Source organism: Curtobacterium sp. NPDC089185 (genome assembly GCF_040685235.1).
In the GTDB taxonomy this organism is placed as follows: Bacteria; Actinomycetota; Actinomycetes; order Actinomycetales; family Microbacteriaceae; genus Curtobacterium; species Curtobacterium citri.
Genome location: NZ_JBFBHK010000004.1, coordinates 90536 through 116990 on the forward strand (window position 1 = coordinate 90536; position 26455 = coordinate 116990).

At 72.1% G+C, this 26455-nt stretch carries 22 protein-coding genes; 2 read left to right on the forward strand and 20 right to left on the reverse strand.

The annotated features are described in order from the left end of the window. Positions 1-137: 137 nt before the first annotated feature. The 7 genes from AB0N84_RS05595 to dusB all read right to left on the reverse strand — a co-directional run bounded on the left by AB0N84_RS05595 (position 138) and on the right by dusB (position 10714). A complete protein-coding gene (locus AB0N84_RS05595) occupies positions 138-1823 on the reverse strand; it encodes an ABC transporter ATP-binding protein (protein WP_363544284.1) in 1686 nt (561 codons plus the stop codon). Then, entirely contained in the window at positions 1820-2818 is a 999-nt protein-coding gene (locus tag AB0N84_RS05600) for an ABC transporter permease (protein WP_182047693.1), read from the reverse strand. Before AB0N84_RS05600 ends, AB0N84_RS05595 begins: the two co-directional genes overlap by 4 nt. Positions 2819-2820: 2 nt before the next feature. Further along, positions 2821-3927 (reverse strand): ABC transporter permease, encoded by a 1107-nt coding sequence (locus tag AB0N84_RS05605; protein ID WP_182047691.1) that lies wholly within the window; start codon positions 3925-3927, stop codon positions 2821-2823. A gap of 84 nt (positions 3928-4011) precedes the next feature. Further along, on the reverse strand, positions 4012-5628 hold the full coding sequence (locus AB0N84_RS05610) for an ABC transporter substrate-binding protein (RefSeq protein ID WP_182047690.1): 1617 nt from the start codon (positions 5626-5628) through the stop codon (positions 4012-4014). 595 nt (positions 5629-6223) lie between these two features. Further along, positions 6224-8149 (reverse strand): DNA primase, encoded by a 1926-nt coding sequence (gene dnaG, locus AB0N84_RS05615; RefSeq protein WP_069711103.1) that lies wholly within the window; start codon positions 8147-8149, stop codon positions 6224-6226. Positions 8150-8273: 124 nt separating this feature from the next. After that, positions 8274-9563 (reverse strand): deoxyguanosinetriphosphate triphosphohydrolase, encoded by a 1290-nt coding sequence (locus AB0N84_RS05620; RefSeq protein WP_182047978.1) that lies wholly within the window; start codon positions 9561-9563, stop codon positions 8274-8276. Next, positions 9560-10714: a tRNA dihydrouridine synthase DusB gene (gene dusB, locus AB0N84_RS05625; RefSeq protein ID WP_182047979.1), complete on the reverse strand. Its 1155-nt coding sequence runs from the start codon at positions 10712-10714 to the stop codon at positions 9560-9562. The genes AB0N84_RS05620 and dusB overlap by 4 nt, the downstream gene beginning before the upstream one ends. A gap of 47 nt (positions 10715-10761) precedes the next feature. On the opposite strand from dusB, the gene AB0N84_RS05630 reads away from it, so the two are divergent. Then, complete coding sequence (locus AB0N84_RS05630) at positions 10762-11244, forward strand: YbaK/EbsC family protein (protein ID WP_182047980.1); 483 nt, start codon at positions 10762-10764, stop codon at positions 11242-11244. A gap of 7 nt (positions 11245-11251) precedes the next feature. Here AB0N84_RS05630 and AB0N84_RS05635 read toward each other — a convergent pair whose 3' ends face one another. The 4 genes from AB0N84_RS05635 to AB0N84_RS05650 all read right to left on the reverse strand — a co-directional run bounded on the left by AB0N84_RS05635 (position 11252) and on the right by AB0N84_RS05650 (position 14969). Continuing rightward, positions 11252-11422: a hypothetical protein gene (locus AB0N84_RS05635; protein WP_182047981.1), complete on the reverse strand. Its 171-nt coding sequence runs from the start codon at positions 11420-11422 to the stop codon at positions 11252-11254. After that, positions 11419-12153, reverse strand: a complete 735-nt coding sequence (locus AB0N84_RS05640; RefSeq protein WP_289458602.1) for a DsbA family oxidoreductase — start codon at positions 12151-12153, stop codon at positions 11419-11421. Before AB0N84_RS05640 ends, AB0N84_RS05635 begins: the two co-directional genes overlap by 4 nt. 266 nt (positions 12154-12419) lie before the next feature. Then, complete coding sequence (locus tag AB0N84_RS05645; protein ID WP_069711108.1) at positions 12420-13805, reverse strand: glycine--tRNA ligase; 1386 nt, start codon at positions 13803-13805, stop codon at positions 12420-12422. Between the two features lie 114 nt (positions 13806-13919). Next, entirely contained in the window at positions 13920-14969 is a 1050-nt protein-coding gene (locus AB0N84_RS05650) for an aminotransferase class V-fold PLP-dependent enzyme (protein ID WP_363544289.1), read from the reverse strand. Between the two features lie 71 nt (positions 14970-15040). Between AB0N84_RS05650 and AB0N84_RS05655 the strand changes: the two genes are divergently transcribed. Further along, positions 15041-15961 carry a LysR family transcriptional regulator gene (locus tag AB0N84_RS05655; protein ID WP_363544291.1) on the forward strand — a complete coding sequence of 307 codons (921 nt, stop codon included), beginning with the start codon at positions 15041-15043 and terminating at the stop codon, positions 15959-15961. Positions 15962-16041: 80 nt separating this feature from the next. Here AB0N84_RS05655 and AB0N84_RS05660 read toward each other — a convergent pair whose 3' ends face one another. From AB0N84_RS05660 to AB0N84_RS05700, 9 genes are all read right to left on the reverse strand, one after another. Next, complete coding sequence (locus AB0N84_RS05660; RefSeq protein ID WP_182047984.1) at positions 16042-16839, reverse strand: isoprenyl transferase; 798 nt, start codon at positions 16837-16839, stop codon at positions 16042-16044. After that, positions 16836-17669 (reverse strand): DNA repair protein RecO, encoded by an 834-nt coding sequence (gene recO / locus AB0N84_RS05665; RefSeq protein ID WP_363544294.1) that lies wholly within the window; start codon positions 17667-17669, stop codon positions 16836-16838. The genes AB0N84_RS05660 and recO overlap by 4 nt, the downstream gene beginning before the upstream one ends. Positions 17670-17985: 316 nt before the next feature. Next, positions 17986-19755 (reverse strand): 2-isopropylmalate synthase, encoded by a 1770-nt coding sequence (leuA, locus tag AB0N84_RS05670; RefSeq protein ID WP_182046554.1) that lies wholly within the window; start codon positions 19753-19755, stop codon positions 17986-17988. 197 nt (positions 19756-19952) lie between these two features. Beyond that, entirely contained in the window at positions 19953-21353 is a 1401-nt protein-coding gene (locus AB0N84_RS05675) for an ABC transporter permease (protein ID WP_363544296.1), read from the reverse strand. Further along, entirely contained in the window at positions 21350-22102 is a 753-nt protein-coding gene (locus tag AB0N84_RS05680) for an ABC transporter ATP-binding protein (protein ID WP_363544298.1), read from the reverse strand. The genes AB0N84_RS05675 and AB0N84_RS05680 overlap by 4 nt, the downstream gene beginning before the upstream one ends. 112 nt (positions 22103-22214) lie before the next feature. Then, positions 22215-22904: a response regulator transcription factor gene (locus tag AB0N84_RS05685; protein WP_289458615.1), complete on the reverse strand. Its 690-nt coding sequence runs from the start codon at positions 22902-22904 to the stop codon at positions 22215-22217. Beyond that, positions 22901-24139 carry a histidine kinase gene (locus AB0N84_RS05690; RefSeq protein ID WP_363544301.1) on the reverse strand — a complete coding sequence of 413 codons (1239 nt, stop codon included), beginning with the start codon at positions 24137-24139 and terminating at the stop codon, positions 22901-22903. The genes AB0N84_RS05685 and AB0N84_RS05690 overlap by 4 nt, the downstream gene beginning before the upstream one ends. A 56-nt stretch (positions 24140-24195) precedes the next feature. Further along, entirely contained in the window at positions 24196-25134 is a 939-nt protein-coding gene (gene era / locus AB0N84_RS05695) for a GTPase Era (RefSeq protein ID WP_289458618.1), read from the reverse strand. Further along, positions 25131-26453, reverse strand: coding sequence for a hemolysin family protein (locus AB0N84_RS05700; RefSeq protein ID WP_363544303.1), 1323 nt, complete (start codon positions 26451-26453; stop codon positions 25131-25133). Before AB0N84_RS05700 ends, era begins: the two co-directional genes overlap by 4 nt. Between the last annotated feature and the right edge of the window lie 2 nt (positions 26454-26455).

Sequence of the window (26455 nt, forward strand, 5' to 3'; positions counted from 1 at the left end):
TCCGCGCCGCCCCTGGCGACGGTGTGCGACGGACCGGGATCAGCGGACACGTCCTGTGTGGTGCGGTGGAGGCGACGGACGGGAGGCGCGACGCGCGTCGACGACGCGGGTCGCGCCTCCCGTCCGGTCACGTCGGGTCAGGACCCGGCGTTCTCCAGTTCGACCAGCGTACGCCGTCGCTCCGCCTGTTCCGCCGGGTCCGGCACGGGCAGCGACGCCAGGAGCCGCTGCGTGTAGGGGTGCTGCGGGGCGCCGAGGACCTCGGCCGTCGTGCCGGTCTCGACCAGGTCGCCGCGGTAGAGCACCGCGATCCGGTCGGACAGGGCGCCGACGACGGCGAGGTCGTGGCTGATGAACAGCGATGCGAACCCGAGGTCCTGCTGGAGCTCCAGGAAGAGCTCGAGCACCCGCGCCTGCACCGACACGTCGAGCGCGCTCGTCGGCTCGTCCGCCACGAGCAGCTTCGGCCGGAGGGCGATCGACCGCGCGAGCGAAGCGCGCTGCCGCTGTCCGCCGGACAGCTCGTGCGGGTACCGGTCGCCGTAGGACGCCGGCAGCTGCACCATCTCGAGCAGTTCCCCGACCCGCTTGCGGGCGGCACGCGGGTTCCGCACCTCGCCGTGCACGACGAGCGGTTCGGCGACGCACTCGGCGATGGTGAGGAGCGGGTTGAACGAGGTCGCCGGGTCCTGGAAGACGAACCCGATGTCCTTGCGGTGCCGCTTGAAGTCCCGCTCGCGGTACCCGAGCATCTCCGTGCCGAGGACGTCGAGCGACCCGCCGGTGATCCGGGTCAGGCCCGCGATGGCCCGGCCGATCGTGGTCTTGCCGGAACCGGACTCCCCCACCAGGCCGAGCACCTCGCCGGGCCGGATGTCGAGGTCGACGCCCTTCACGGCCCGGAAGGCCGGCGCACCCAGGCGGCCCGGGTAGTCGATCTCGAGGCCCTTCGCGCTGACGAGCGGCGCGACCTCGGACGCGATCGCGGCACGGCGGGCGGTGCCCGTCGACGCCTCGAGCCGGGGCACGGCGGCGAGCAGGCGCTTCGTGTAGTCCGCCTGCGGCGACGCGAACAGCTGCGCGACGGGCGCCTCCTCGACGACCTCGCCCTGGTACATGACCGCGACACGGTCGGCGAGGTCGGCGACGACGCCCATGTTGTGCGTGATGATCACGATCGCCGCGCCGAACTCGTCGCGGCAGCGCCGGAGCAGGTCGAGGATCTCGGCCTGCACGGTGACGTCGAGTGCCGTGGTCGGCTCGTCGGCGATGATGACGCTCGGCTCGAGGGCGAGCGCACTCGCGATCACGACGCGCTGCTTCTGCCCGCCCGAGAACTGGTGCGGGTAGTGGTCGACCCGCTTCTCCGGGTCCGGGATGCCGACGCGGCGCAGGTAGTCGATCGCCTTCGCGCGCGCCTCCTTCTTCCCGACGCCGCCGTGGGCGCGGAGCCCCTCGGCGATCTGCCACCCGACCGTGAACACCGGGTTGAGGGCGGTCGACGGCTCCTGGAAGACCATCGCGCCGGCGGTCCCGCGGAGCTCGCGGAGCTTCGCGGCCCCGACCGACACGACATCGGTGCCGTCGAGGTACACCGCACCGCCGAGCGTCGCGGTCTCGGGCATGAGCCGCAGCATGCTGCGGGCCGTGACCGACTTGCCGGACCCCGACTCGCCGACGAGGGCGAGGACCTCGCCCGGGCGGACGTCGAGGCTGACGCCCTTCACCGCGTCGACGGCACCGTTGTCGGTCGCGAAGGTGACGGTCAGGTCGTCGACGACGGCGACGGGACCGCCCTGCTGGTCGTGCGTCGCGTCGGTCATGCCGCCGCTCCTTCCGTGCCGGTGCCCCGCTGCTTCGTCGACACCAGCTGCTTCAGGCGACGACGTGCGCGGAGGCGCGGGTCCGAGATGTCGTTGAGGCTCTCGCCGATGAAGGTCACGCCGAGCACGAGCACGACGATCGCGACGCCCGGGAAGACACCAGTCCACCAGACACCCGACGCCACGTCGGACAGGGCGCGGCTGAGGTCGTAGCCCCACTCCGCGCCGGCGGTCGGTCCGATGCCGAAGCCCAGGAAGCCGAGGCCCGCCAGGGTCAGGATCGCGTCGCTCGCGTTGAGCGTGAGGATGAGCGGCAGCGACCGCGTGGAGTTCCGGAGCACGTGCCGGGTCATGATGCGCCACGGGTTCGTGCCGATCACCCGCGCCGACTCGACGAACGCCTCGTTCTTCAGGCGCACCGCCTCGGCCCGGACGACCCGGAAGTACTGCGGCACGTAGACGACGGTGATCGAGATCGCCGCCGCGACGATGCCGCCGGTGTAGCTCGAGTTGCCGCCGGAGATGACGATCGAGACGACGATCGCGAGCAGCAGCGACGGGAACGCGTAGATGGCGTCCGCCACGACCACGAGGACGCGGTCGAGCCAGCCGCCGATGTAGCCGGAGACCATGCCGAGGACCACGCCGACGCTGATCGAGACGACCACCGCGACGATGACGACGAGGACCGCGGTCCGCGCGCCGAACACGACACGGCTGAACACGTCGAACCCGCCGACCGTGGTGCCCCAGAGGTGCTCGGCGCTCGGGGCGCCGGTGCGGGGGAAGCTCTGGCCGTCGGCGCCCTGCAGCTGGCCGAAGCCGTACGGGGCGATGAGCGGCGCGGCGATCGCGATGACGAGGTACAGGGCGCAGATCACCACACCGGTGACGAGCATGCCGCGCTGCCAGCCGGTGCTCCTGCGGAGCTGGACCACCACGGGGAGACGCTTCCAGAGCGGCTCGTGGCGGTCGACGAGCGAGGTGTCGGCCATCGCTAGAACCTCACTCTCGGGTCGATGAGCGCCGCGACGACGTCGACGACGAAGTTCGTCACCGCGACGATCACCGCGAGCATCGCGACGATGCCCTGCACGGCGACGAAGTCGCGGGCCGACAGGTACTGGTTCAGCTCGAAGCCGAGCCCCCGCCAGCCGAAGGTCGTCTCGGTGAGGACCGAGCCGCCGAGCAGCATGGCGATCTGCAGCCCCATCACGGTGATGATCGGGACCAGCGCCGGACGGAAGGCGTGCGTGCGGACGAGCCGCGCCTCCCGGACGCCGCGCGAACGAGCCGCGTCGACGTACTCGGACCCGAGCGAGCCGATCATGTTGGCGCGCACGAGCCGGAGGAAGATCCCGGCGGTGAGCAGACCGAGGGTCAGTGCCGGCAGGACGGCGTGCGACAGCACGTCGCCGATCACCTGCGCGTTGCCGGTTCGGAGCGCGTCGATGATGTAGATGCCGGTCGCGCCCGGGATGTTGTCGAGGATCAGCGACACCCGCGTCGAGGCGCGGTCGCCCAGCGGCAGCCAGCCGAGCCACACCGAGAAGACGAGCTTGAGCAGCAGGCCACCGAAGAACACCGGGGTCGCGTAGGTGAGGATCGCGAGGGCGCGGAAGAGCACGTCCGGCCACTTGTCGCGGACGTACGCCGCGAGCATCCCGAGCGGGATGCCGAGCACGAGGGCCACGATGAGCGCCCAGAACACGAGCTCGGCGGTCGCCCCGCCGTACGTGACGATGATCTCGGTGATCGGCCGGTTGTCGGTGGACGTCGTGCCGAAGTCACCGCGGACGATGTTGCCGAGGTACTCGAGGTACTGCACGAACACCGGGCGGTCGTACCCGGCGGCATGCAGGCGTTCCTGCAGCTGCGACGGGGTGAGCCGACCACCGACCGAGGCCGTGATCGGGTTGCCGATGACGCGCATCAGGAAGAAGACGAGTGTCACCAGGATGAACACCGTCGGGAAGATGAGGAGGAAGCGGACCAGGATGTACCGGCCGAGTCCGCCGCCCTGCCCACGGGCACGTCGCTGTGCCTGGGGCTTGGTGGGGTCGGTGGCCAGCTCCGGTGTCGCCTCGGGGGTGCTGAGGGTCACGGGGACGGGTGCCTTTCGGTGCCGTTCGGGACGCGGCCACGGGGGCGTTCCTCGTGGGAACGCCCCCGTGGGCCGACGCCGGTGTTACTTGGAGAGGGTTGCGTAGCGGAACTTGTAGGACGAGTCGAGGGTCAGGCCCTTGACGTCCTTCGCGGCCACCGCGACGGACTTGCCCTGCAGGAGCGGCAGCGTCGAGATCTGCGTGGCCTCACGCTGCTGTGCCTGCTCGATGAGGTCGGCGCGCTTCGACGCGTCCGACTCCTGCTGCTCCTCGGAGATGAGCTTCTGGATCTCCGCGTCGTCGTAGTGGTTCTGGACGAAGTTGTCCTTCGAGAAGAACGGCGACAGGTAGTTGTCGGCGTCGGAGAAGTCCGGGAACCACCCGAGCTGGTACACCGGGTAGGCGTCCTTCACGCGCTCCTGGGAGTACGTCGTCCAGACGGTGGACTGCAGGTTGACGGTGAAGAGGCCGGAGTTCTCGAGCTGCGTCTTGATCGCCGCGTACTCGTCGTCCGAGGTCGAACCGTAGTGGTCCGGCGAGTACTGCAGGTCGATCTGGACCTTGCCGGTGACGCCCGCCTTCGACAGGGTCTCCTTCGCCTTGTCGACGTCCGCGCCGCCGTTGCCGTCGCCGTAGAGCTCCTCGAACGGCTTGGCCGCACCCGTCAGGCCGTCCGGCACCATCGAGTAGAGGGGCGAGTAGGTGTCGTTGTAGACCTCCTTGGCGATCGACGCACGGTCGACCACGTCGGCGACGGCCTGGCGCACCGCGAGGGCCTTGGCCTCGTCGGCGTCGGACTGCTTCGCGCCGAACGGCTGCGTGTCGAGGTTGAAGACCATGTAGCGGATCTCGCCGCCGGGGCCGTCGGTGACCGTCAGCTTGTCGTCCTTGCGGAGGTCGGCGATGTCGGTCGGCGTCAGGGAGCGGTACGCCACGTCGACGTCGCCCTTCTGCACGGCGAGCTTGAGGTCGGTCTCCTTGGTGTAGTAGCTGGCGGTGACCTGGTCGGACTTCGCCTTGCCGAGGAGCCCGTCGTAGTTCGGGTTCGCCTTGTACTGGATGGTGTCGTTCTCCTTGTACGAGGTGATCTCGTACTGCCCGGCGAACGCCTTGCCCTTGACGATGTCCGCCGCCGGCGTCAGCTCGTCAGCGGAGAAGACCTGCTCGTCCACGATCGGACCGGCGGGGCTCGAGAGCACCTGCGGCCAGGTCTGGTCGGCGTGGTCGAGGGTGAACACCACGGTCGTGTCGTCCGGGGTGTCGATGCTCTTGAGGTTGGCGAGCAGGGACTGCGGGCCGTTCTCGTTGTTGATCTTGAGCTCACGGTCGAACGAGAACTTCACGTCGCTCGACGTGAGCTCGTTGCCGTTGGCGAACTTCAGCCCGCTCTTGAGCTTCACCGTGTAGGTCGTGGGGTTCGTGAACTCGGCGCTCTGGGCGATGTCCGGCTCGACGTCGGGGCTGCCGACGGGGGTGTTCATCAGGAACGGGAACACCTGGTTCTGCACGGCGAAGGAGCCGTTGTCGTACGAGCCGGCCGGGTCGAGGGACGTGATCTTGTCCGTCGTGCCGATGCTCATGCCGTTCAGTTCGGTGTCGGAGACGCTGCTGCTCGCGCAGCCGGTCAGCACCAGCGCCGTCGCTGCTGCACCGGCGCCGAGCGCGATGCCGCGCTTGCCCCACTTGGTCACGGATGCCATGTCCGCTCTCTCTCTCGGTGATGGTTCGCAAGGGGTCCTCGGCGGGCGGTGGTTCGACTGTGAGGCCCGACGAGAACGCTCATTGCTACCACCCTGACACGGAATGCCACGATTCGAGGGACATTTGTTTACACCCTTGTAATGCGCGGAGCCGCTCCTTGACGCATGATGCGCGCGCCGCACCCCGGCGTGTCGCGCAGCATTGTTGCGTGCTGCAACGGCGGCGTCCGGTGGGTGTCGGCTCGGCGGACGGGCCAGATCCGTCACGCTCGACGCCGTCACCCGACGACTCCCGCCCGACCGGCGCCTCGCACGCGGCATGTCCTGCTCGCTCGGCGCCGCGGTCCGCCCCGTCCGGCGGACCCGCCGCACCTCCCGGCCGGGAGGCGCGCCCCACCTCCGCCCCGCCCAGCCCACCCAGCCCGCCCGACCGGCACACCCAGCGGGCACCCTCCGTCACCCTCGGTGTCGTCGGCCGACGACTTCCGCCCGCCCGGCGTCACGCACGCGGCGTGTCCTGCTCGCTCGGCGAGCAGGACGCCGGCTCCGCCGTCGCCGTCGCCGTCGGTTCCGCCGCCGACCCGGCGAGGACGGGTCAGCCCTGCGCTGCCGCCTCCGCGTCGGCGCGGAGCCGCATGCGCTGCGCGTCGATGTCGACGAGCTGGCGCTGGATCTCGGCGCGTCGGTCGGCCTGCTCGTGCGGGTCCGCACGCTGCAACTGCCCGAGCAGCGAAGCCTTGCGGGCGAGCAGGTCCCGCTCCACGAGTGCGACGACGATGCTCCGGGCGTAGAGCGCGAGGTCCTCGTCGGTCCGGGCGGGGATCGGTGCGAGCGCGAGCTCCTGCACGAGCCCGCGGAACGGCGCCGGCACGTCCTGCAGGAGCCGGTCGAGCCAGTCCCCCGCGCCGATCGACTGGACGTTCGCCACGACGGCGTCGCGCACGACGGCGAGCATCGGTGCCGAGAAGGTCGCGCCGGCGGCGAGCCAGATGAGCGGCTCGCTGACGTAGGTCGGCTGCTGCACCATCGCCATCACCGCGTCGCGTTCCATGCGGGTGATCGGGTCGTTCGGCAGCAGGCGCAGCCCGGCCACGGGCTCCTCGGGCGGGGCGACCAGCTCGCCGCCGGGACCGGCCTGACCGACCGGCACCGAGCCTCCCGTCCGGTCCTGGCGCGCAGCGCCCGCTCGCTGCCGTGCCGCGTCGACGGCACGGCGGACGTCGGGCATGTCCATGCCGAGCCACCCGGCGAGCTCCCGCACGTACCCCTGCGTGAGGGAGCGGTCGCGGATGCCCGCGAGCACCGGTGCGGCGGCGCGCAGGGCGTTCACCCGGCCCTCCACGGTCTCGAGGTCGTGCCCGTCGAGGTTCCGGCGGATCATGAACTCGAACATCGGGCGCTTGGCGGTCACGAGGCGGCGGATGGCGTCGTCGCCCCTGGCCAGCCGGAGGTCGCACGGGTCGAGTCCGCCGGGCGCGACCGCGACGTACGTCTGCGCCGCGAAGCGCTGCTCCTCCGCGAAGGCCCGCGAGGCCGCACGCTGCCCGGCCTCGTCCGGGTCGAAGGTGAACACGACCTCGCCGTTGGCGTTCGGGTCCGCCCCGCTGACGTCGCCGAGCATCGGTCGCAGCACCTTGATGTGGTCGACCCCGAACGAGGTGCCGCACGTCGCGACCGCGGTGGTCACGCCGGCGAGGTGGCACGCCATCACGTCGGTGTAGCCCTCGACGATGACGACCTGCTTCTGCTTCGAGATGTCCCGCCGTGCGAGGTCGAGCCCGTAGAGCACCTGGCTCTTGTGGTAGATCGGTGTCTCGGGGGTGTTGAGGTACTTCGGCCCCTTGTCGTCCTCGAGCAGCCGGCGCGCGCCGAACCCGATCGTCGCGCCGGTGACGTCGCGGATCGGCCACGTCAGTCGTCCCCGGAAGCGGTCGTACGGCGAGCGGTCGCCCTGACCGGCCAGCCCCGCGGCCAGGATCTCGTCCATCGAGAAGCCCCGGCTGCGCAGGTGCTCCCGCGTCGCGTCGTACGACTGCGGCGCGAAGCCGACGCCGAAGTGCTGCGCGGCCGCCGGGTCGAACCCGCGCTCCCCGAGGAACCGACGGGCGGGCTCGGCAGCGGCGGTGGTGAGCTGCGACTGGTAGAACTCCAGCGCCGCCTCGTTCGCCGCGATCAGCCGGGCGCGCTGGTTGTAGTCGGTGCGGGGTCCGTCGCCCTCCTCGTAGTGGAGGGTGAACCCGATCTTCGCCGCCATCCGCTCGACGGCTTCCTGGAAGGTCGTGTGGTCCATCTTGATGATGAACTCGAAGACGTCGCCGTCCTCGCCGCAGCCGAAGCAGTGGTACCGCCCGACCTGGGGCCGGACGTGGAAGGACGGGGAGCGCTCGTCGTGGAACGGGCAGAGTCCCTTGAGGGAGCCGACGCCCGCCGACTTCAGCGTGACGTGGTCGCCGACGACGTCGGCGATGTTGACACGCGAGCGGACCTCGTCGATGTCGTTCCGCGCGATCCTGCCAGCCACCCCATGATCCTAGTTCGTGCGAGTGGCACCGACGGACGGATCGCGTCCGCCCGTGGAGAGCACGCCGGACGGGAGGCGCGGTGCCGGACCGGCACGTCGGCGCGCCTCCCCGACGGGGCGCGGGTCAGACGGGGACGTGCACCGGCTCGCGGTCCCCCACCACGAGCCGCTTGTGCCACGCCAGGGCCCCCTGGTCGGTCAGGCTCGCGACCTGGTCGACCACGGCCCGCAGCCGCCCGGCGTCGTCGGACGCCGCGCGCCAGTCGGCCGCGAACCCCGGCTCGAGGTCCGCGCTCCCGGTGGCGGCCAGGGCGTCGAGCAGCTCGGTGAGGATCCGACGCTGGTCCTCGTACACCGGCTGCCGGTTGCCCTGCGTCATCACGAACGCCGCGACGATGCCCTTGAGCACGGCGATCTCCCCGATGATCTCCGGCGGGGTGACGACCGATGCCGCGAACCGCACGAGGGACCCGGACGCGTAGGACTCGCGCGTCGCCGCCGTCGCCGTCCGCGCGAACCGCCCGATGAGCTGCGAGGTGAGGTTCTTGAGCCGCGCCATGTCCCGCCGCGACCCGTCGTACGACGTCATCCACAGCGGCAGCGACCGCAGCCGGTCGAAGGCCTCGAGCAGTTCGTCGCGGCTGAGGTCGGACCCGACCCAGGCGTGCATCGCCGTCACGATGTCGTTCTCGCCGACCCGGTCGCCGAGTGCGGCGACGTCGATGAACCCCGCGACGACGGCGTCCTCGAAGTCGTGCACCGAGTACGCGATGTCGTCGGACAGGTCCATCACCTGCGCCTCGATGCACCGCTGCCGGCGGGGAGCGCCGGCCCGGAGCCACGCGAAGGCGTCGTGGTCGTCGTCGTAGAACCCGAACTTGGTGCGTCCGGACGAGGCCTCGGCCACGCCCTGCGCCGCCGGCCACGGGTACTTGCAGCTCGCGTCGAGCGACGCACGCGTCAGGTTGAGCCCGTAGGGGCGGTCGTCGTCGGGGCCGTCCCCGTACACCTTCGGCTCGAGCCGGGTGAGCAGCCGGAGTGTCTGCGCGTTCCCCTCGAACCCGCCGATGCCCGCGGCCCAGGCGTTCACGGCGGTCTCGCCGTTGTGCCCGAACGGCGGGTGGCCGATGTCGTGCGCCAGACACGCGGTGTCCACCACGTCGGGGTCGAGCCCGAGCGAGTCGGCGAGCTCCCGGCCGACCTGCGCGACCTCGAGCGAGTGCGTCAGGCGGTTCCGGGCGAAGTCGAGCCCGGTGGTCGGGCTGAGCACCTGCGTCTTCGCGGCGAGCCGGCGGAGGGCACTCGAGTGCAGCAGCCGCGCGCGGTCACGGGCGAAGTCCGACCGACGGTTGCCGTGGGTCTCGGGCAGCCAGCGCTCGGCGTCGGCGGGCCCGTACGAGGCGGTGGCGCTCATCCGCCGCTGTGGTGCAGCTCGGCGGCGGCGAGCACCTTGCGGAACTCGGCGTCGACGTCGCGCGACTCGAGCCAGCGGTCCGGCAGCGCCGTGCGCTTGGGGTGTCCGGCACGGCCGCGCGGGCCCTCGACGTCGGCGCCCGGGTACGGTGCCGACCAGTCGATCTGCCCGAGCAGGTCGTCGATCTCCTGCAGGCTCGACGCCATCGAGAGGGCCGACCGGACGTCGCCGCCGATCGGGTACCCCTTGAAGTACCACGAGACGTGCTTCCGGGCGTCGCGGCAGCCGTGCTCCTCGGACCCGAAGAACTCGACGAGCAGTTCGGTGTGCCGGCGGAAGGCGGTGGCGACGTCGCCGAGGGACGGCATCGCACGGACGTCCTCGCCACGGAACGCCGCCGCCAGGTCGCCGAACAGCCAGGGCCGGCCGAGGCACCCGCGCCCGACGACGACGCCGTCGCAGCCGGTCTCGTCGACCATGCGCAGGGCGTCGGCGGCGGACCAGATGTCGCCGTTGCCGAGCACGGGGATGTCGGTGATGGCTTCCTTCAGCGTCGCGATCGCCGACCAGTCCGCGTGGCCGGAGTAGTGCTCGTTCGCCGTGCGGGCGTGCAGCGAGACCGCGGCGACACCGGCGTCACGGGCGATGCGCGCCGCGTCGAGGTAGGTCAGGTGGTCGGCGTCGATGCCCTTGCGCATCTTCACCGTCACGGGGACGTCGCCGGCGGCCTTGACGGTCTTCTCGACGAGGTCCTTGAAGAGGTCGGTCTTCCACGGCAGCGCAGCTCCGCCGCCCTTCCGCGTGACCTTGGGCACCGGGCACCCGAAGTTCAGGTCGATGTGGTCGGCGCGGTCCTCGGCCACGAGGATCGTCGCCGCCTCGGCCACGGTGTTCGGCTCGACGCCGTAGAGCTGGATCGACCGCGGGGTCTCCGACTCGTGGTGCTGGATGAGCTGCATCGACACCGGGGTGCGCTCGACCAACGCGCGCGAGGTGATCATCTCGCAGACGTAGAGACCGGCGCCGTACTCACGGCAGAGCCGGCGGTAGGCCATGTTCGTGATGCCCGCCATCGGGGCGAGCACGACCGGCGCCTCGACCTCGATGGGGCCGATGCGCAGTGGCTTCGGGAGTGTCTGCGTGATCGTCATACCGGTTCCATCCTCCCACGTCGACGCGCGACGGTAGCGTTCTCCACATGTCCGACACCGCGATCGCCCGCTTCGACGCCGACGCCGCCGCCCGCGGCCTGCAGGTCGAGGTGGTCGAACGCCCCACGGCGGGCTCGCTCGACGAGGCCGCGGCGCTCCTCGGCATCGGACCCGGCGACGTCGTCAAGACCCTCGTCGTCAAGCGGCACGACGGCGGCTTCCTCCTCGCACTGGTCCCCGGGGGCCGCAGCATCGCGTGGAAGAAGCTCCGCACGGTCGTCGGGGTCAACAAGCTGTCGATGCCCGACGCCGCGACGGCCCTCGAGGCGTCCGGCTACGAGCGCGGCACGATCACCCCCATCGGTGCGACCGGCGACCTGCCCGTGTTCGCCGACGAGCGGGTGCTCGGCCGCCGGATCGCCCTCGGCGCCGGACGCCACGGCGCGAGCGCCTTCGTCGACGGCGACGCACTGGTCGCCGCGTACGGCGCGACCGTCGCCGACATCACCGACGAGGAACCCGTCCGCTAGCACCGGGTCAGTCGGGGACCTCGGTCCAGTCGCCCTCTGCGCCGGGCACGGAGCACGAGTCGCCCTCGCAGACCGGCGCCCCGCCGGGCGTGACGAGCGTGAGCAGGGCGGGGCGCGCCTCCAGACCGTCGGCCGGGAGGCGCGGCTCGGCCGGGCCGCCGAGGCGGACGTCCGTCACCGGGTCACCGCCGCGTCCGCTGCCGCGTCGTCCGCGGCGCGCTGCCGCTGCTCGGCGAGATCCTCGGGCGTGCTGTCCCGCAGCGCGACCACCTGGCGGAGCACCTGCTCGAACGCCGCCGGGTCCTGCGCCCCGGAGACGCCGTACTTGCCGTCGATGACGAAGAACGGGACCCCGTTGATGCCGAACGCCTGCGCCTGCGCCTGGTCGGCACGGACCGCGGCGAGCTGCGTGTCGTCACGGAGCGTCGCGAGGACCTCGTCGCGGTCCAGCCCGATCTCCTCGGCGAGCGACGCCAGGGACTCGTCCTGCCCGACGTGCTCGCCGCGCTCGAAGTACGCGGTGAAGAGCCGCTCGACCATCTCGAGCTGCTTGCCGTGCTGCTTGGCCAGGTGGATCACCTGGTGCGCCTTCACGGTGTTGGTGTGGCGGAGGGCGTCGTAGTCGTAGTGCAGGTCCACCGACGCCGCGATGCCGGCGACCTGGTCGATCATCTGTTGGGCCTGCTCGACGGGGAGCCCCTTGTGCTGCGAGAGGAACTCGGCCTCGGTGCCCTCGAAGTCGACGGGGGTGTCCGGGCTCAGCTCGAAGGAGTGGTACTCGACCTCGACCGGCTGCGCCTCGGGCGACGCGGCGAAGGCGGCGACGCCGGCCTCGAACTTCCGCTTGCCGATGTAGCACCAGGGGCACGCGATGTCGGACCAGACATCGACCTTGACAGAGTCGTTCATGCCCGGTGCAACGCGTCGCCCTCGGCGGTATTCCGGCGCCCGGCGCGCCGAGCCTGCGATGCGCGACTCCTCCGACCCGCGACACCCGGCAACGCGCGACGCGCACTGCCAGCCGCGCCCATTGGGGCGCCCGCGTGCACCCCGCACGACCAGAAGCACCCCGAACCAGGCGTTCCCGTGGTTCGGAGTGCTTCCGGTTGTGCATCGGCAGATCGCGCCGTCGCGCCTCCGCGCAGGCGCGGGCGGGCGGGCGGGGGGCCGACGCCCTACGCGCCGAGCAGCCGCTGCGCCAGGTAGCCCTGCAGCTGGTCGAGCGAGACGCGCTCCTGCGACATCGTGTCGCGCTCCCGCACGGTCACGGCCTTGTCCTCGAGCGTGTCGAAGTCCACCGTGATGCAGAACGGCGTGCCGATCTCGTCGTGGCGACGGTAGCGACGGCCGATCGCACCGGCGTCGTCGAAGTCGACGTTCCAGTACCGGCGCAGGTCGTCGGCGAGCCCGCGGGCCACCGGCGAGAGCTGCTCGTTGCGGGACAGCGGCAGGACCGCGGCCTTGACCGGCGAGAGGCGGGGGTCGAGCCGGAGGACCGTGCGCTTGTCGACGCCGCCCTTCGCGTTCGGGGCCTCGTCCTCGTGGTAGGCGTCGAGCAGGAAGGCCATGAGCGCACGCGTGAGCCCGAACGACGGCTCGATGACGTACGGCACGTACTTCTCGTTCGCGGCCTGGTCGAAGAACCGGAGGTCCTTGCCGGACGCCTCGATGTGGTTGTTCAGGTCGAAGTCGGTGCGGTTCGCGACGCCCATGAGCTCGCCCCACTCCGAGCCCTGGAAGCCGAAGCGGTACTCGATGTCGGCGGTCGCGTCGGAGTAGTGCGCCCGCTCGCCGTCCGGCACGTCGAAGCGGCGGAGGTTCTCCGGGTCGATCCCGAGGTCGGTGAAGAACGCGACCGAGTCGGCGATCCACTGCTCGTAGTGCTCCCCCACCGACGCCGGCGGCACGAAGTACTCGATCTCCATCTGCTCGAACTCGCGCGTGCGGAAGATGAAGTTGCCGGGCGTGATCTCGTTGCGGAACGCCTTGCCGACCTGGCCGATGCCGAACGGCGGCTTCATGCGGCTGGTGGTGACGACCTGCGCGAAGTCGACGAAGATGCCCTGCGCCGTCTCGGGGCGGAGGAAGTTCAGCCCCTCCTCCGACTCGACCGGGCCGAGGTAGGTCTTGAGCATGCCGGAGAACTCCCGGGGCTCGGTCCACTCGCCGCGGGTGCCGCAGTTCGAGCAGGCGATCTCGGCCATGCCGCCCTCGGGCGCGCGGCCCTTCTTCGCCTCGAACGCCTCGATGAGGTGGTCCTCGCGGAACCGGTGGTGGCAGTGCAGGCACTCGACGAGCGGGTCGGTGAAGGTCGCGACGTGCCCGGACGCCTCCCACACCTTGCGGGGCAGGATGACGGCAGAGTCGAGGCCGACCATGTCGCCGCGGCCGCGGACGAACCGCTGCCACCACTGGCGCTTGATGTTCTCCTTGAGCTCCACGCCGAGGGGCCCGTAGTCCCACGCCGAGCGCGATCCGCCGTAGATCTCCCCCGACTGGAAGACGAAGCCGCGGCCCTTGGCCAGGGCGATGACGCTGTCGAGACGGGAGGACGGTGCCAAGAGGGACTCCTGTGGTCGCCGGACTGGGTGCCCGGTGCGGGAACGGTACCGGGCAAGCGTACCGGCCTCACGGCGGCCGCCGGTCGGGAGGCGCGGCACCCGTGGACACGTGGCTCACTCCACAGGTCTGAAGCCGCCCACTGCCCGCAGCACGTCCGCGACGCGCGTGACGTCGTCCTCGTCGTTCCACAGGTGGAAGGCGAGCCGCAGGCGGCCGGCCCGCCCGCTCGCGGTCACGCCCGCGGCGCCGAGCGCGGCGAGCGCCGTACCGTCCGGGTCCGGGAAGGTCGTGATCGCCTGCCCGCTCCGGACCGTGCCGAGCGCGTCGGCGAGCCGGTCGGCGAGACCGGTGGCGTGCCTCCAGGCCGCGGCGCGGTCCACGGACGCGAGGTGCCGCAGGGCGGCGACCGCACCGGGCCATGCCGGCCACGCCGGGGAGACGTCGAAGCGCCGTGCGTCGGCGGCCAGCCGCATGTCCGGGCCGTAGCAGGACGACCAGACGTCCTCGCCGGCGTACCAGCCGGCCTGCACGGGGCGGAGCTCCGCGAGCGCCCGGTCCGAGAACGTGGCGAAGGCCACCCCGCGCGGAGCGCAGAGCCACTTGTACGCGTGCGTGACCGTGACGTCGAACGGGGCGGCCGACACCGGCAGCACACCGGCCGCCTGGGTGAGGTCGCACAGCGTCAGGGCGCCGACCGACCCCGCCGCGGCGAGCACCGGCAACGGGTCGGTGACCACCCCGGTCGCGGACTGCACCGCCGACCACGCGACCAGCGCGGTCCCCGTGCGGACGGCGTCGGCGAGGCGCTCGAGCGGGACGCTCCGCACCGTCACCCCGCGGTGCGCCTGTGCGAGGAAGGGGAACACGACCGAGCTGAAGTCGCCGTCGGGGACGACGACCTCGGCGCCGTCCGGCAGCGACGCGGCGACGACCGCGACCATCGCCGACGTCTGCGACCCGGTGGCGACCCGGGCCGGAGCGACGCCCACGACGTCGGCGAAGAGCGCGCGGCCCTCCTCGACCAGGGCGCCGTACGTCGTCGGCGAGGTCCCGGCACGTGCCCATGCGTCGAGGTCCGCGCGCTGTGCGGCCAGCGTGCCGTGCGTGGGGAGTCCGGCGGTGCACGCCGCGAGGTAGCCCGAGCCGTCGACGAAGGAGTCCATGCCCTCCAGGCTCGGCGACCGGTCGGCATCACACCAGGGCAGGTTCCTTCGCGGGCCCATAACATCGTGTTGTGGAGACGATCGACCCGCAGCTGCTCCGGGTCCTGCTCGCCGTGCGCGACGCGGGGTCCATCAGTCGTGCCGCCGCGACGCTCGGCTACAGCCAGCCCGCCGTCAGCCAGCTCCTCGTCCGGGCCGAGCAGCGGCTCGGGCACGACCTGGTCCTGCGGGGCGGTCGTGGCGCGACCCTCACCGAGTCCGGGCGCGTGCTCGCCGACCACGCGCTGCACGTCGAGGCCGCCCTGGCTGCCGCCCGGGAGGACCTGGACGCCGTCGGCGGGCTCGCCCGTGGTCGGGTGCGCTTCGCCGGGTTCCCGAGCGCGTCCTCGACCCTCGTCCCGCCCGTGCTCGCCGCGATGGCGGCGTCGAGTCCCGGGGTCGCGACCTCGTACGTCGAGGCCGAACCGCCCGAGGCGATCGAACTGGTCCGCCGCGGCGAGGTCGACGTCGCGCTGACGTTCTCGCACGCCCTGCAGGACGACCCCGGCGCGGACCCGACGCTCACCACCGAGGGCATCGGGCGCGACCCGCTCGCCCTCGTGACGCCCACCGTGGTCGCCGCGGACGGGGACAGGGCCGGGGCCGTCGCCGACCTGTCGGCCTTCCGCGACGCGCGGTGGATCGGCGGGTGCCCGCGCTGCCGAGGGCACCTGCTCGCCTCGTGCGCCGCCTCGGGGTTCACCCCGGACATCGTCCTCGAGACCGACAACGCCGCGGCGGTCGTCGGCCTCGTCGCGGCCGGCCTCGGCGTCGCGCTCCTCCCCCGGCTCGCGCTGACCACGACGGTCGTGCCGCCCGGCGTCCACGCGACCCCGGTCGGCGACGAGCTCGCCCGCCGGGTCGAGGTCGTCGTCGCACGTGGTGCGGATCGGGTGCCGAGCGTCCGCGCGGCGCTCGACGCCGTCCGCGGCGCGGCGCACCTGCTGGGCTGAGCACGCAGGCGGGCAGCGGCAGGCAGCGGCGGGCAGCGTTCGGCCGGGAGGCGCGTGGCAGCTCCGCCCCGTACCCCGCCTCAGGCGGTGGGCGCGTCCACGGCCCCGCCGTAGCGACGGTCGCGGCTCGCGTACTCCTCGATCGCTCCCCACAGGTCGGTGCGCCGGAAGTCCGGCCAGAGCCGGTCGAGGAACACCATCTCGGCGTACGCCGACTGCCACAGCATGAAGTTCGACGTCCGCTGCTCCCCGGAGCTCCGGAGGAACAGGTCGACGTCGGGCAGCTCCGGCACGTAGAGCCGCTTCGCCAGGGCCTTCTCCGTCACCTGGCTCGGCTGCATGCGTCCGGCAGCGACGTCCTCGGCCATCCCGCGCACGGCGTCGACGATCTCGTTCCGGCCGCCGTAGTTGACGCACATCGTCAGGGTGCACACGTCGTTGTCCGCGGTCATCCGCTCCGCCGTCTGCAGCTCGTCGATCACCGACCGCCACAGCCGGGGTCGACGACCGGCCCAGCGCACGCGCACGCCCCACTCGTGCAGCTGGTCGCGACGGCGGCGGATCACGTCACGGTTGAACCCCATGAGGAAGCGGACCTCCTCCGGCGAGCGCTTCCAGTTCTCGGTCGAGAAGGCGTACGCCGACACGTGTCGGACGCCGATCTGGATCGCCCCGGCGACGACGTCGAGGAGGGACGCCTCGCCGGCCTTGTGCCCCTCGACGCGCGTGAGCCCGCGCTGGTTCGCCCACCGGCCGTTGCCGTCCATCACGATGGCGACGTGCTGCGGGACGAACTGCGCCGGGATCGCGGGCGGCTGCTCCCCCGTCCAGTCGACGGGCAGGAACGGTTCGGCGGCGGCGGACCGGCGTGGGCTCATGCAGGGCTTCCTTCGGGGTCGGACGGGACGGGCACGGCGGGCGCCGGGGTGGCGGCGACCGCTGCCGGCACCCCGCCCGGTGCGGGTGCGACCGGCGCCGGGTGCTCGCTGCGGTCGACGTGCGGCAGCGACCGGAGCGATCGTTCCAGGTGCCACTGGGCGTAGGCCGCCACCACGCCGGACGCCCGGGAGCGGGTGCGCTCGTCCGAGGCGTCGACGGTCGCCCAGTCGCCGGCGAGCAGGGCAGCGAGCAGCCCGAGCGTGCCGGTGTCGAGGCGCGGGGTGCCGGGCGGTGCCGCCCGGTCGGCGACGACCCCGCCGAGCTGCACGACGAACGCCGTGTGCGGTCCGGGCTCGCCCGTCACCGCGCAGTCGCCGAACGAGGGTGCCCACCCGGCGATGCTCATCGCCCGCAGCAGGTAGGAGTCGAGGGTGGCGCTCACGACGTGCTCCCGGCGCGACAGCGACCGGAGCGCACCGACGAGCAGCAGGTACTGCTGGAGCCCGGCGTCCGCCTCGCTCAGCCGGTCGGCGGTCTCGACCATGGCACTCGCGGCCGTGTAGGCGCCGTAGTCCGTGACGATCTGCGCGCCGTACGACCCGAGGCTCTCGGCCTGGGTGACGATGTCGAGCGACCGGCCCTCGTAGAACTGGGCGTCGACGACCATGAACGGCTCGAGGCGCGACCCGAACTTCGACGCCGTCCGCCGCACGCCCTTCGCGACGGCGCGGATCTTGCCGTGCTGCCGGGAGAGCATCGTCACGATGCGGTCCGCCTCACCGAGCTTGTGGGTGCGCAGCACGACGCACTCGTCCCGGTACAGCGGCATGTCCCCAGTATCCCCCGCGCCGCCGACAGCTCGGGCCCGCGCCCGCGCCGCGTCGCTGCCCGCCCCCGTTCCTCCGGTCCCGCCCCGCCCGCTGCACCGTCCCGTGCACCGGCCTGCGCACCGAGCGGGCAGGACACGCCGCCGCGTGACGCCGAGCGGGCAGGACCCGTCGCAGACGGGTGCTGAGCGTGCCGGACAGGGCCCGCTCGAGGCGGCGGCCGGGCCGGGCTGGTTGACCGGGGCGGTCGGGCGCTCGCACGGACGGGAGGCGCGGTGCGGGTCGGACCCGCACCGCGCCTCCCGTCCGTGGTACGGACTAGGCCGTGACCAGCTCCGGCGCACCGGTCGCGGCACCGGCGCGCACCGCGCGGTTCACCGCGGACACGATCGCCTTGAGCGACGCCGTCGCGATGTCCGCGTCGATGCCGACGCCCCACAGGCGCGTGCCGTCCACGTCGAGCTCGACGTACGAGGCGGCCTTCGCGTCCCCCGAGGCGCTCATCGTGTGCTCCGAGTAGTCGTACAGCGTGACGTCGACGCCCTGGTCGCGCATGACCGACAGGAACGCGTCGATCGGCCCCGTCCCGACGGCGTCGGCGTCCACCGAACCGTCGTCGACCCGCAGCGCGACCGCGAGCTTCGTCGTGCCGTCGAAGTCGCTCGACGTGGCCGTCTTCGTGATCTCGTAGCGGCCCCACTTGTCGGACTCGTCGTCCGCGGGCAGGTACTCGTCGCGGAACAGGTCCCAGATCCGCTCGGACGAGAACTCTCCGCCCTCGGTGTCCGTGCGCTGCTGGACGACCCCGGAGAACTCGATCTGGAGCTTCCGCGGCAGGTCGATGGCGTGGTCGGTCTTGAGCAGGTAGGCGACGCCGCCCTTGCCGGACTGCGAGTTGACCCGGATGACCGCCTCGTACGAGCGGCCGATGTCCTTCGGGTCGACCGGCAGGTACGGCACGGCCCACGCGATCTCGTCGATCGAGGTGCCCGCGGCCTCGGCCTTCGCCCGCATCGCGTCGAAGCCCTTGTTGATGGCGTCCTGGTGCGACCCGCTGAACGCCGTGTAGACGAGGTCGCCCGCCCACGGCTGGCGCTCGGGCACCGGCAGCTGGTTGCAGTACTCGACCGTGCGCTTGACCTGGTCGATGTCCGAGAAGTCGATCTGCGGGTCGATGCCCTGCGTGAACAGGTTCATGCCGAGGGCGACCAGGTCGACGTTGCCGGTGCGCTCACCGTTGCCGAACAGGCAGCCCTCGATGCGGTCGGCACCCGCCATGTACCCCAGCTCGGCGGCTGCGACCGCGGTGCCGCGGTCGTTGTGCGGGTGCAGGGACAGGATGACGTCCTCGCGGTGGTCGAGGTTCCGCGACATCCACTCGATCGAGTCGGCGTAGACGTTCGGCGTCGCCATCTCGACCGTGGCGGGCAGGTTGATGATCACCTGGCGCTCGGGGGTGGGCTCGAAGACCTCGAGCACCGCGTTGCAGATGCGCGCCGCGACCTCGAGCTCGGTGCCCGTGTACGACTCGGGCGAGTACTCGTAGAACACGGTCGTGTCGTGCTGCAGCCGGGCCTCGGCCGCCTTGCACATGCGCGCTCCGGCGACCGCGATGTCGACGACGCCCTGCTCGTCCGTCCGGAAGACGACCTCGCGCTGGACGATGGACGTCGAGTTGTACAGGTGCACGATGGCCTGCTTCGCCCCGTCGATCGCCTCGTACGTGCGGTCGATGAGGTGCTCGCGTGCCTGGGTCAGCACCTGGATGGTGACGTCGTCCGGGATCGCGCCCTCGTCGATGAGCGAGCGGACGAAGTCGAAGTCGGTCTGCGAGGCGCTCGGGAACCCGACCTCGATCTCCTTGTAGCCCATCCGCACGAGCAGGTCGAACATGGCGCGCTTGCGCTCGGAGTCCATCGGGTCGATGAGGGCCTGGTTGCCGTCGCGCAGGTCGACCGCGCACCACCGCGGCGCACGGTCGATGCGCTTCGTCGGCCAGGTGCGGTCCGGCAGGTCCACACGGATCTGCTCGTGGAAGGGGACGTACTTGTGGATCGGCATCCCGGAGGGGCGCTGCGTGTTCTGCATGGTCGTCGCTTTCGTCGTCTCGCCGGCATCGGCGCTGGTGGGGGCCACGACGGACTCCGCGACGAGGTGGGCCGTGTGTCAGGCCTCGTCGCGGCAGCGAAGGAGGAGGAGCGCCGAGTACATCACGGCCACCGTAGCACCGGTACACCAGCGTCGGCGAGCACGTGACGCCGGCGCCCCTCCCGATCCGAGCCCGCTCAGTCGACCGCGAGCGCCGCCGTCGGGGACACCCGCACCGCGCGCCGCACCGGTACCACCGTCGCGACGACGGCGAGCACGAGCGCCCCGACCACCACGACGACGACCGTCGACAGCGGCAGCACCGGGGTCACGACCGAGCCGAGCGACCCGAGGAGCGTCTGGCCGCCGACCCAGCCGTAGACCGTCCCGAGCGCGAGCCCGGTGACGACGGCCGCGACCACCATCTGCACGGCCTCGGTCACGATCATCCGGCGGACCTGGGCGCCGGTCAGCCCGAGGACCCGGAGCAGCCCGAGCTCACGCCGACGCTGCAGCACGCCGAGCGCCAGCGCGTTCACCACGCCGACCGCGGCGATCACGGCGGAGAAGCCGACGATCACGCTCACCACGGCGTTCACCTGCACGAAGAAGTCCCGCTGCGCGCTGATCAGGTCGGGCGTCTCCGCGCCGTCGGTCGTTGCCAGCAGCTCGGTCTCGAGCACGTGCTGCATGATCCCGAAGGCCACCGCGAAGGTGACGAGCAGGGTCACGCCGATGACGAGCCCGATCGTCGCCCGCGAGGTCCGGGCCGGTGCCCGCAGCGCGTTCCGCCCGGCGAGCAGGACGACCGGGTCACGGGACCCGATGCGACCGATGAGCGCCAGGACGGGCGGCATCACGATCGTCGCGCCGACGGCGACACCGGTGAACGAGACGAAGCCGCCGAGTGCCGCTGGCAGCACCGCCAGCACCGACACCGGACTGACCACCAGCCCGAGCAGCATGAGGAGGACCCCGCCGACGATGAGCAGCACGGCCCACACCCGTCGCCCGGTCCCCGCCCGGAGGTCGTCGTGGCTCGGCTCGACGGTCGCGGACAGCGCCTGGAGCGGGGTCACGGCGAGGACCCGGCGCGACCCGGACGCGAACGCACCCCAGGTCGCCAGGACCACGGCGACGAGCGGCAGGGCGAGCTCCCACGGCACGAGCGTGTAGCGGGTGTCGGGCAGGAACCCGGATCCCCGGAGCACGGCGACGAAGAGCGCCGTGAGGCCGGTGCCGAGGAGCGTTCCGAGGAGGCCGCCGAGGAGGCCGACCAGCAGCCCGGTGCGGGTGATGCGGGACCGGAGACCCGCACCGGTGGCACCGACGAGCCGCTGGAGCGCGATCACCCGGGTCTGCCCGGCGATGAGCGTGGCGCAGGTGTTCGCCGTGACGATCGCCCCGACGTAGAGGGCGATGCCGAGGAAGAGCCAGCCGATCACGGAGAGGATCGCCCGGACCGTGGCGACGCCGTCGAGTCCGGACGTCGCGAGCGCCTCGGCCACGATGCCCGGCGCGATGACGAGCGCGGAGCCGAAGGTGGTGCCGAGCGCGGCGACGAGGATCGTCGGCGCGAAGGCGCGCAGCCCGTTCACGCCGCCGCCTCCATCCCGAGCATCGTCGCCGAGATGTCGGCAGCGTCCATCGCGGGCCGGTCGTCGACGATCCGGCCGTCGGCGAGGAACAGGATGCGGTCGGCGTTCGCGGCGGCCGTCGGGTCGTGGGTCACCATGACGACGCTCTGGCCCCACTCCCGCACGGCGCCGCGCAGGATCGCGAGCACGTCGCGGCCGGTCCGGGAGTCCAGGGCACCCGTGGGCTCGTCCGCGACGACGACGGCGGGGCGCGAGGCGAGGGCGCGGGCGATGGCGACGCGCTGCTGCTGCCCGCCCGACAGCTGGTGCGGCCGGTGGGTGAGGCGGTCGCCGAGCCCGAGCTGGTCGACGAGCCGGTCGATCCACGCCGACTCCTCGCGCGACGGCCGCTTCCCGCCGAGCAGGAACGGCAGCCGGATGTTCTCGCGCACGTCGAGCGTGGGCACGAGGTTGAACGACTGGAAGACGAAGCCGATCCGCCGACGACGCAGCTCGGTCAGCTCGCGGTCCCCGAGCCCGGTGATCTCCACCCCGTCGATGGCGACGCTGCCGGCGCTCACGGCGTCGAGACCGGCGGCGACGTGCATGAGGGTCGACTTGCCGGAGCCGGACGGTCCCATCACGGCGGTGAACTCCCCCGCGCCGATGTCGACGCTGACATCGTCGAGCGCGGTGACGCGACGCGCTGCGTCGCCGTGGTGCTTGGACACGTGGTCGAGCCGGATGATCGGCGCCTGCTTCGTGGTCATGCACCCACGATGACGGCCGGGAGGCACGTCCCGCGTCGGTCGCGCGGCTCCTGTGGATGGTCCGCTCGGCTCGGTTCCCCGTGGAGGGCTCATCCTGTCGGATGACGTCGGCTCAGTCGGCCTTCGTCACCAGACCGTGCTCGTGCGCGAAGACGACCAGGCGCACCCGGTCGCGCAGGTCGAGCTTCGTGAGCACCCGCGAGATGTGGGTCTTCACGGTCGCCTCGCTGACGTACTCGTGCTGGGCGATCTCGCTGTTGCTGAACCCGCGCGCCGCCAGGTCGAAGATCTCGCGCTCCCGGGGCGTCAGCTCCGCGAAGGCCGCCGGCACCGGGACGGCCCGCCCCGCGGTGTCGTCGTACCGGCGGAGGAGCTCCCGCGTGGCCGACGCGGCGAAGACGGCGGTCCCGGCGTGCACCGTGCGGACGGCGGCGAGGAGGAACTCGGGGTCGGCGTCCTTCAGCACGAACCCGCTCGCACCCGCGCGGATCGCCTTCGCCGCGGCCTCGTCGAAGTCGAACGTGGTCAGCACGAGGACCTTGGCGGCGGCGTCACCGCCCTGTTCCACGATCCGCTCGGTCGCCGTGATGCCGTCCATCACCGGCATCCGGACGTCCATGAGCACGACGTCCACGCCGACTCGCCGGACGAGGTCGACGCCCTCGGCACCGTTGCCGGCCTCACCGACGAAGCGCAGGTCCGGCTGGGAGTCGATGAGCATCCTGATGCCGGTGCGGAACAGGGCCTGGTCGTCGACGAGCGCGACCCGGATCGGGGCGGAGGTGGTCGGCGTGGTGGTCATCGGGCGGTGCGCTCCTGCTCGGTGTGGGGGGTGCGGCCGCGGGGCATCTGCCCGCTCGCCGGCACGGCGGGCATGCGGACCGCCACGCTGAAGTCGTCGCCGCGCGGTCCCGCGGTCATGGTGCCGCCGGTCATCGCCACGCGTTCGCGCATGCCGATGAGCCCGTGCCCCGTGCCGGGCCCCGGCGAGCCGTCGTCCGCGCAGCGGTTCACGACGGCGATCTCGACCGTGTCCGGCCGGTACACGAGCGAGGCGTGCACCGGGGTGCCGGGCTCGCCGTGCTTCCACGCGTTCGTCAGGCTCTCCTGCACGATGCGGTAGACCGCGAGCTGCGTCGTGGTCGGCAGCCCGCTCGGGTCGCCCTCGCGCTCGACGCGCACGTCCAGCCCGACGTCGCGCATGTCGTCGACGAGCGTCTCGATGTCGTCGACCTCGGGTGTGGGGGTCGTGCCCTGCTCGTGCCGGAGCGCACCGAGCAGCTCCCGGACGTCGCCCAGTGCTGCGCGCGCGGTGGAGGAGATCGTGCCGAGCGCCTGGTCCGCGATCGCGGGGTCGGCCTTCAGGGCGTACCGCGCGCCGTCCGCCTGCGCGATGACGACCGCGAGCGAGTGGGCGACGATGTCGTGCATGTCCCGGGCGATCCGGACCCGCTCCTGCTCCACGGCCACCGCGCGGTCAGCCCGCGCCGCGTCGCGTTCGGCGACGAGCTGGGCCTCGCGGCTCAGGCTCGCGGAGCGGCGGGTCCGGACGACCAGACCGGCGAGCCAGGGCAGCAGCAGGACCAGGAGCACGATCGCGAAGAACGACGCCGTCAGCTGGGCGGACTCCTGCAGCGGCGTGCTGGCGGTTGCGATGCCGACGCGTTGCCGGTAGTCCGACACCCCCATGTAGAGCGCGGCCACGACCGATCCGCCGATCGCGGAGACCAGGCCGGCCGCGCGGACCCGACCGGACCCGTAGGCGCTGGTCGTGTACATGATCGGCGCGATGAAGGCGTCCGCCACGGTCGGCACCTGACCGGTGGCCATCTGGAAGACGGCCACGACCCAGGCGATGCCGAGTGCGAGGCCTGGCGACAGCCGTCGGAACGCCAGGGCCGTCGCGAAGCCGAGGACGGCGAGCCACCAGAGGGGCCCGTCGAGCCCGCGCGCGGCGACCACGACCACCAGCAGGCCCAGCGCCGCCGCCGTGACGACGTCGGTGACGACCTGCGATCGCAGCATGGGGCGGAACACCACTCCACGGTACGACCCCGGGACCCGTCGCGCGTCCGTCCCGGGGATGACGCGCGTCAGAAGCCGAGCCGCCCGAGCTGCTTCGGGTCGCGCTGCCACTCCTTGGCGACCTTGACCCGGATGTTCAGGTAGACATGACGGCCGCCGAGCAGCGACTCGATCTCTGCCCGGGCACGGGATCCGACGTCCCGGAGCCGCTCGCCGCCCCGGCCGATGACGATCGCCTTCTGGCTGTCCCGCTCGACGAACAGGTTGGCGAAGATGCGCAGCGGCCCGTCGGGGTCGTCCTCCTCGTCGGGCTCCACGACGTCCTCGACCACCACGGCGAGGGAGTGCGGCAGTTCGTCGCGGACGCCCTCGAGCGCTGCCTCGCGGATGAGCTCGGCGATGCGGTCCTCGTCGGTCTCCTCGGTGACGGTGGAAGCGTCGTACAGCTGCGGCGACTCGGGCAGCAGCTTCGTGATCTCGGCGAGCAGCACCTCGAGCTGCAGGCCCTTCGTCCCCGACGTCGGGATGATCGTGTCCCACTCCCGCAGCTGCGACACCGCGAGGAGCTGCTCGCCGACCCGGTCCTTGGGGGTGCGGTCGATCTTCGTGACGATCGCGACCTTCCTGGCGCGCGGGTACTGGTCGAGCGAGTCGTTGATGAACCGGTCGCCGGGACCGATCGGCTCGTCGGCCGGCACGCAGAAGCCGATGACGTCGACGTCGCCGAGGGTCGACTGCACGAGGTCGTTCAGCCGCTCGCCGAGCAGGGTCCGCGGACGGTGCACGCCCGGGGTGTCAACGATGATGACCTGCCCGTCGGGCCGGTGCACGACACCGCGGATCGCCCGACGCGTCGTCTGCGGCTTCGACGAGGTGATCGCGACCTTCTCGCCGACCAGGGCGTTCGTCAGCGTCGACTTCCCGACGTTCGGGCGGCCGACGAACGAGACGAAGCCCGCGCGGTAGGGGTGCTCCGGGGCGGTCGGCTCGGTGTCGTGCTCGGTCATGCGCTGGCGCTCCCGGTCGTGGTGGGTGTCGTCTCGCCGAGGGCGTCCTCGGCGTCCTGCAGGGCGGCGGTCCGCTCGGCGAGGACGGTGATCAGGTGGCGGCGCTTGCCCTCGACCCGGTCCGCGGTCAGGGCGACCCCGGAGACCGTGACCTGCTCGCCGTGCACCGGCAGCCGGCCGAGCTCCTTCGTGAGCAGCCCGCCGGCGGTGTCGACGTCGTCGTCCTCGAGCTCGATGCCGAACAGGTCGCCCAGCTCGTCGATCGGCAGCCGCGCCGAGATCCGCCACACGCCCGGGGACACCTCGGTCCGGTCGACGACGGTGCGGTCGTACTCGTCGGAGATGTCGCCGACGAGCTCCTCGATGAGGTCCTCCATCGTCACGAGCCCGGCGACCCCGCCGTACTCGTCGACCACGAGCACCAGGTGGTTCTTCGCGACCTGCATGTGCCGCAGGGTGTCGTCGGCGGGCTTGGACTCGGGCACGAACTCGGCCGGACGCAGCAGCGTCGTCACGGGCTCCTGCTCGCTGCCGGGCCGCTCGTAGAGCGCACGGGAGACGTCACGCAGGTACAGCACCCCGAGCACGTCGTCGCTGTCCTTGCCGGTCACCGGCATGCGCGACACCCCGGCGACCAGGAAACGCTCCATGCCGGCCGCGAGCGTGGCGTCACCGTCGACGGCGAGCATGTCGGTGCGGGGCACCATGACCTCGCGCACGAGGGTGTCGCTGAACTCGAACACCGAGTGGATGAGCTCGCGGTCGTCCTGCTCGAGGACGTTGCTCTCGGTCGCCTCGTCGACGAGCGAGAGCAGCTGCTCCTCGCTCGAGACGGTCGACGCGCTGCGGCCACGGCCCGGCGTCACGCGGTCACCGATGGCGACGAGGAGTCCCGCGAGCGGGCCGAGCACGATGCGCACCGCGCGGACGAGGCCGCCGGTGGCGCCGATCAGCCGTTCGGCGTGCGCACGTCCGACGCTCCGCGGGCTCGAGCCGACGAGCACGAACGACACCGCCGTCATGATCGCCGCGGAGACGATCAACGCGACCCACCAGGTGTCGAACACGGTGACGAGGGCGATGGTGACGAGCACGGCCGCCGCCGTCTCGGCGAGCACCCGGACGAAGTTGAGGGCGTTCACGTGCGCACCGACGTCGTCGGCCACGGCCTCGATCGCCCGACGGCGTCCGCTGGTGCGGGCGATCTCGTCGAGGTCGGCGCGGGAGAGCACGGTCAGCGCGGCGTCCGACGCCGCGAGCAGCCCGCCGACGACGACGAGCACGAACGCCGCCAGGAGCAGGACGACGACGAGCACCATCA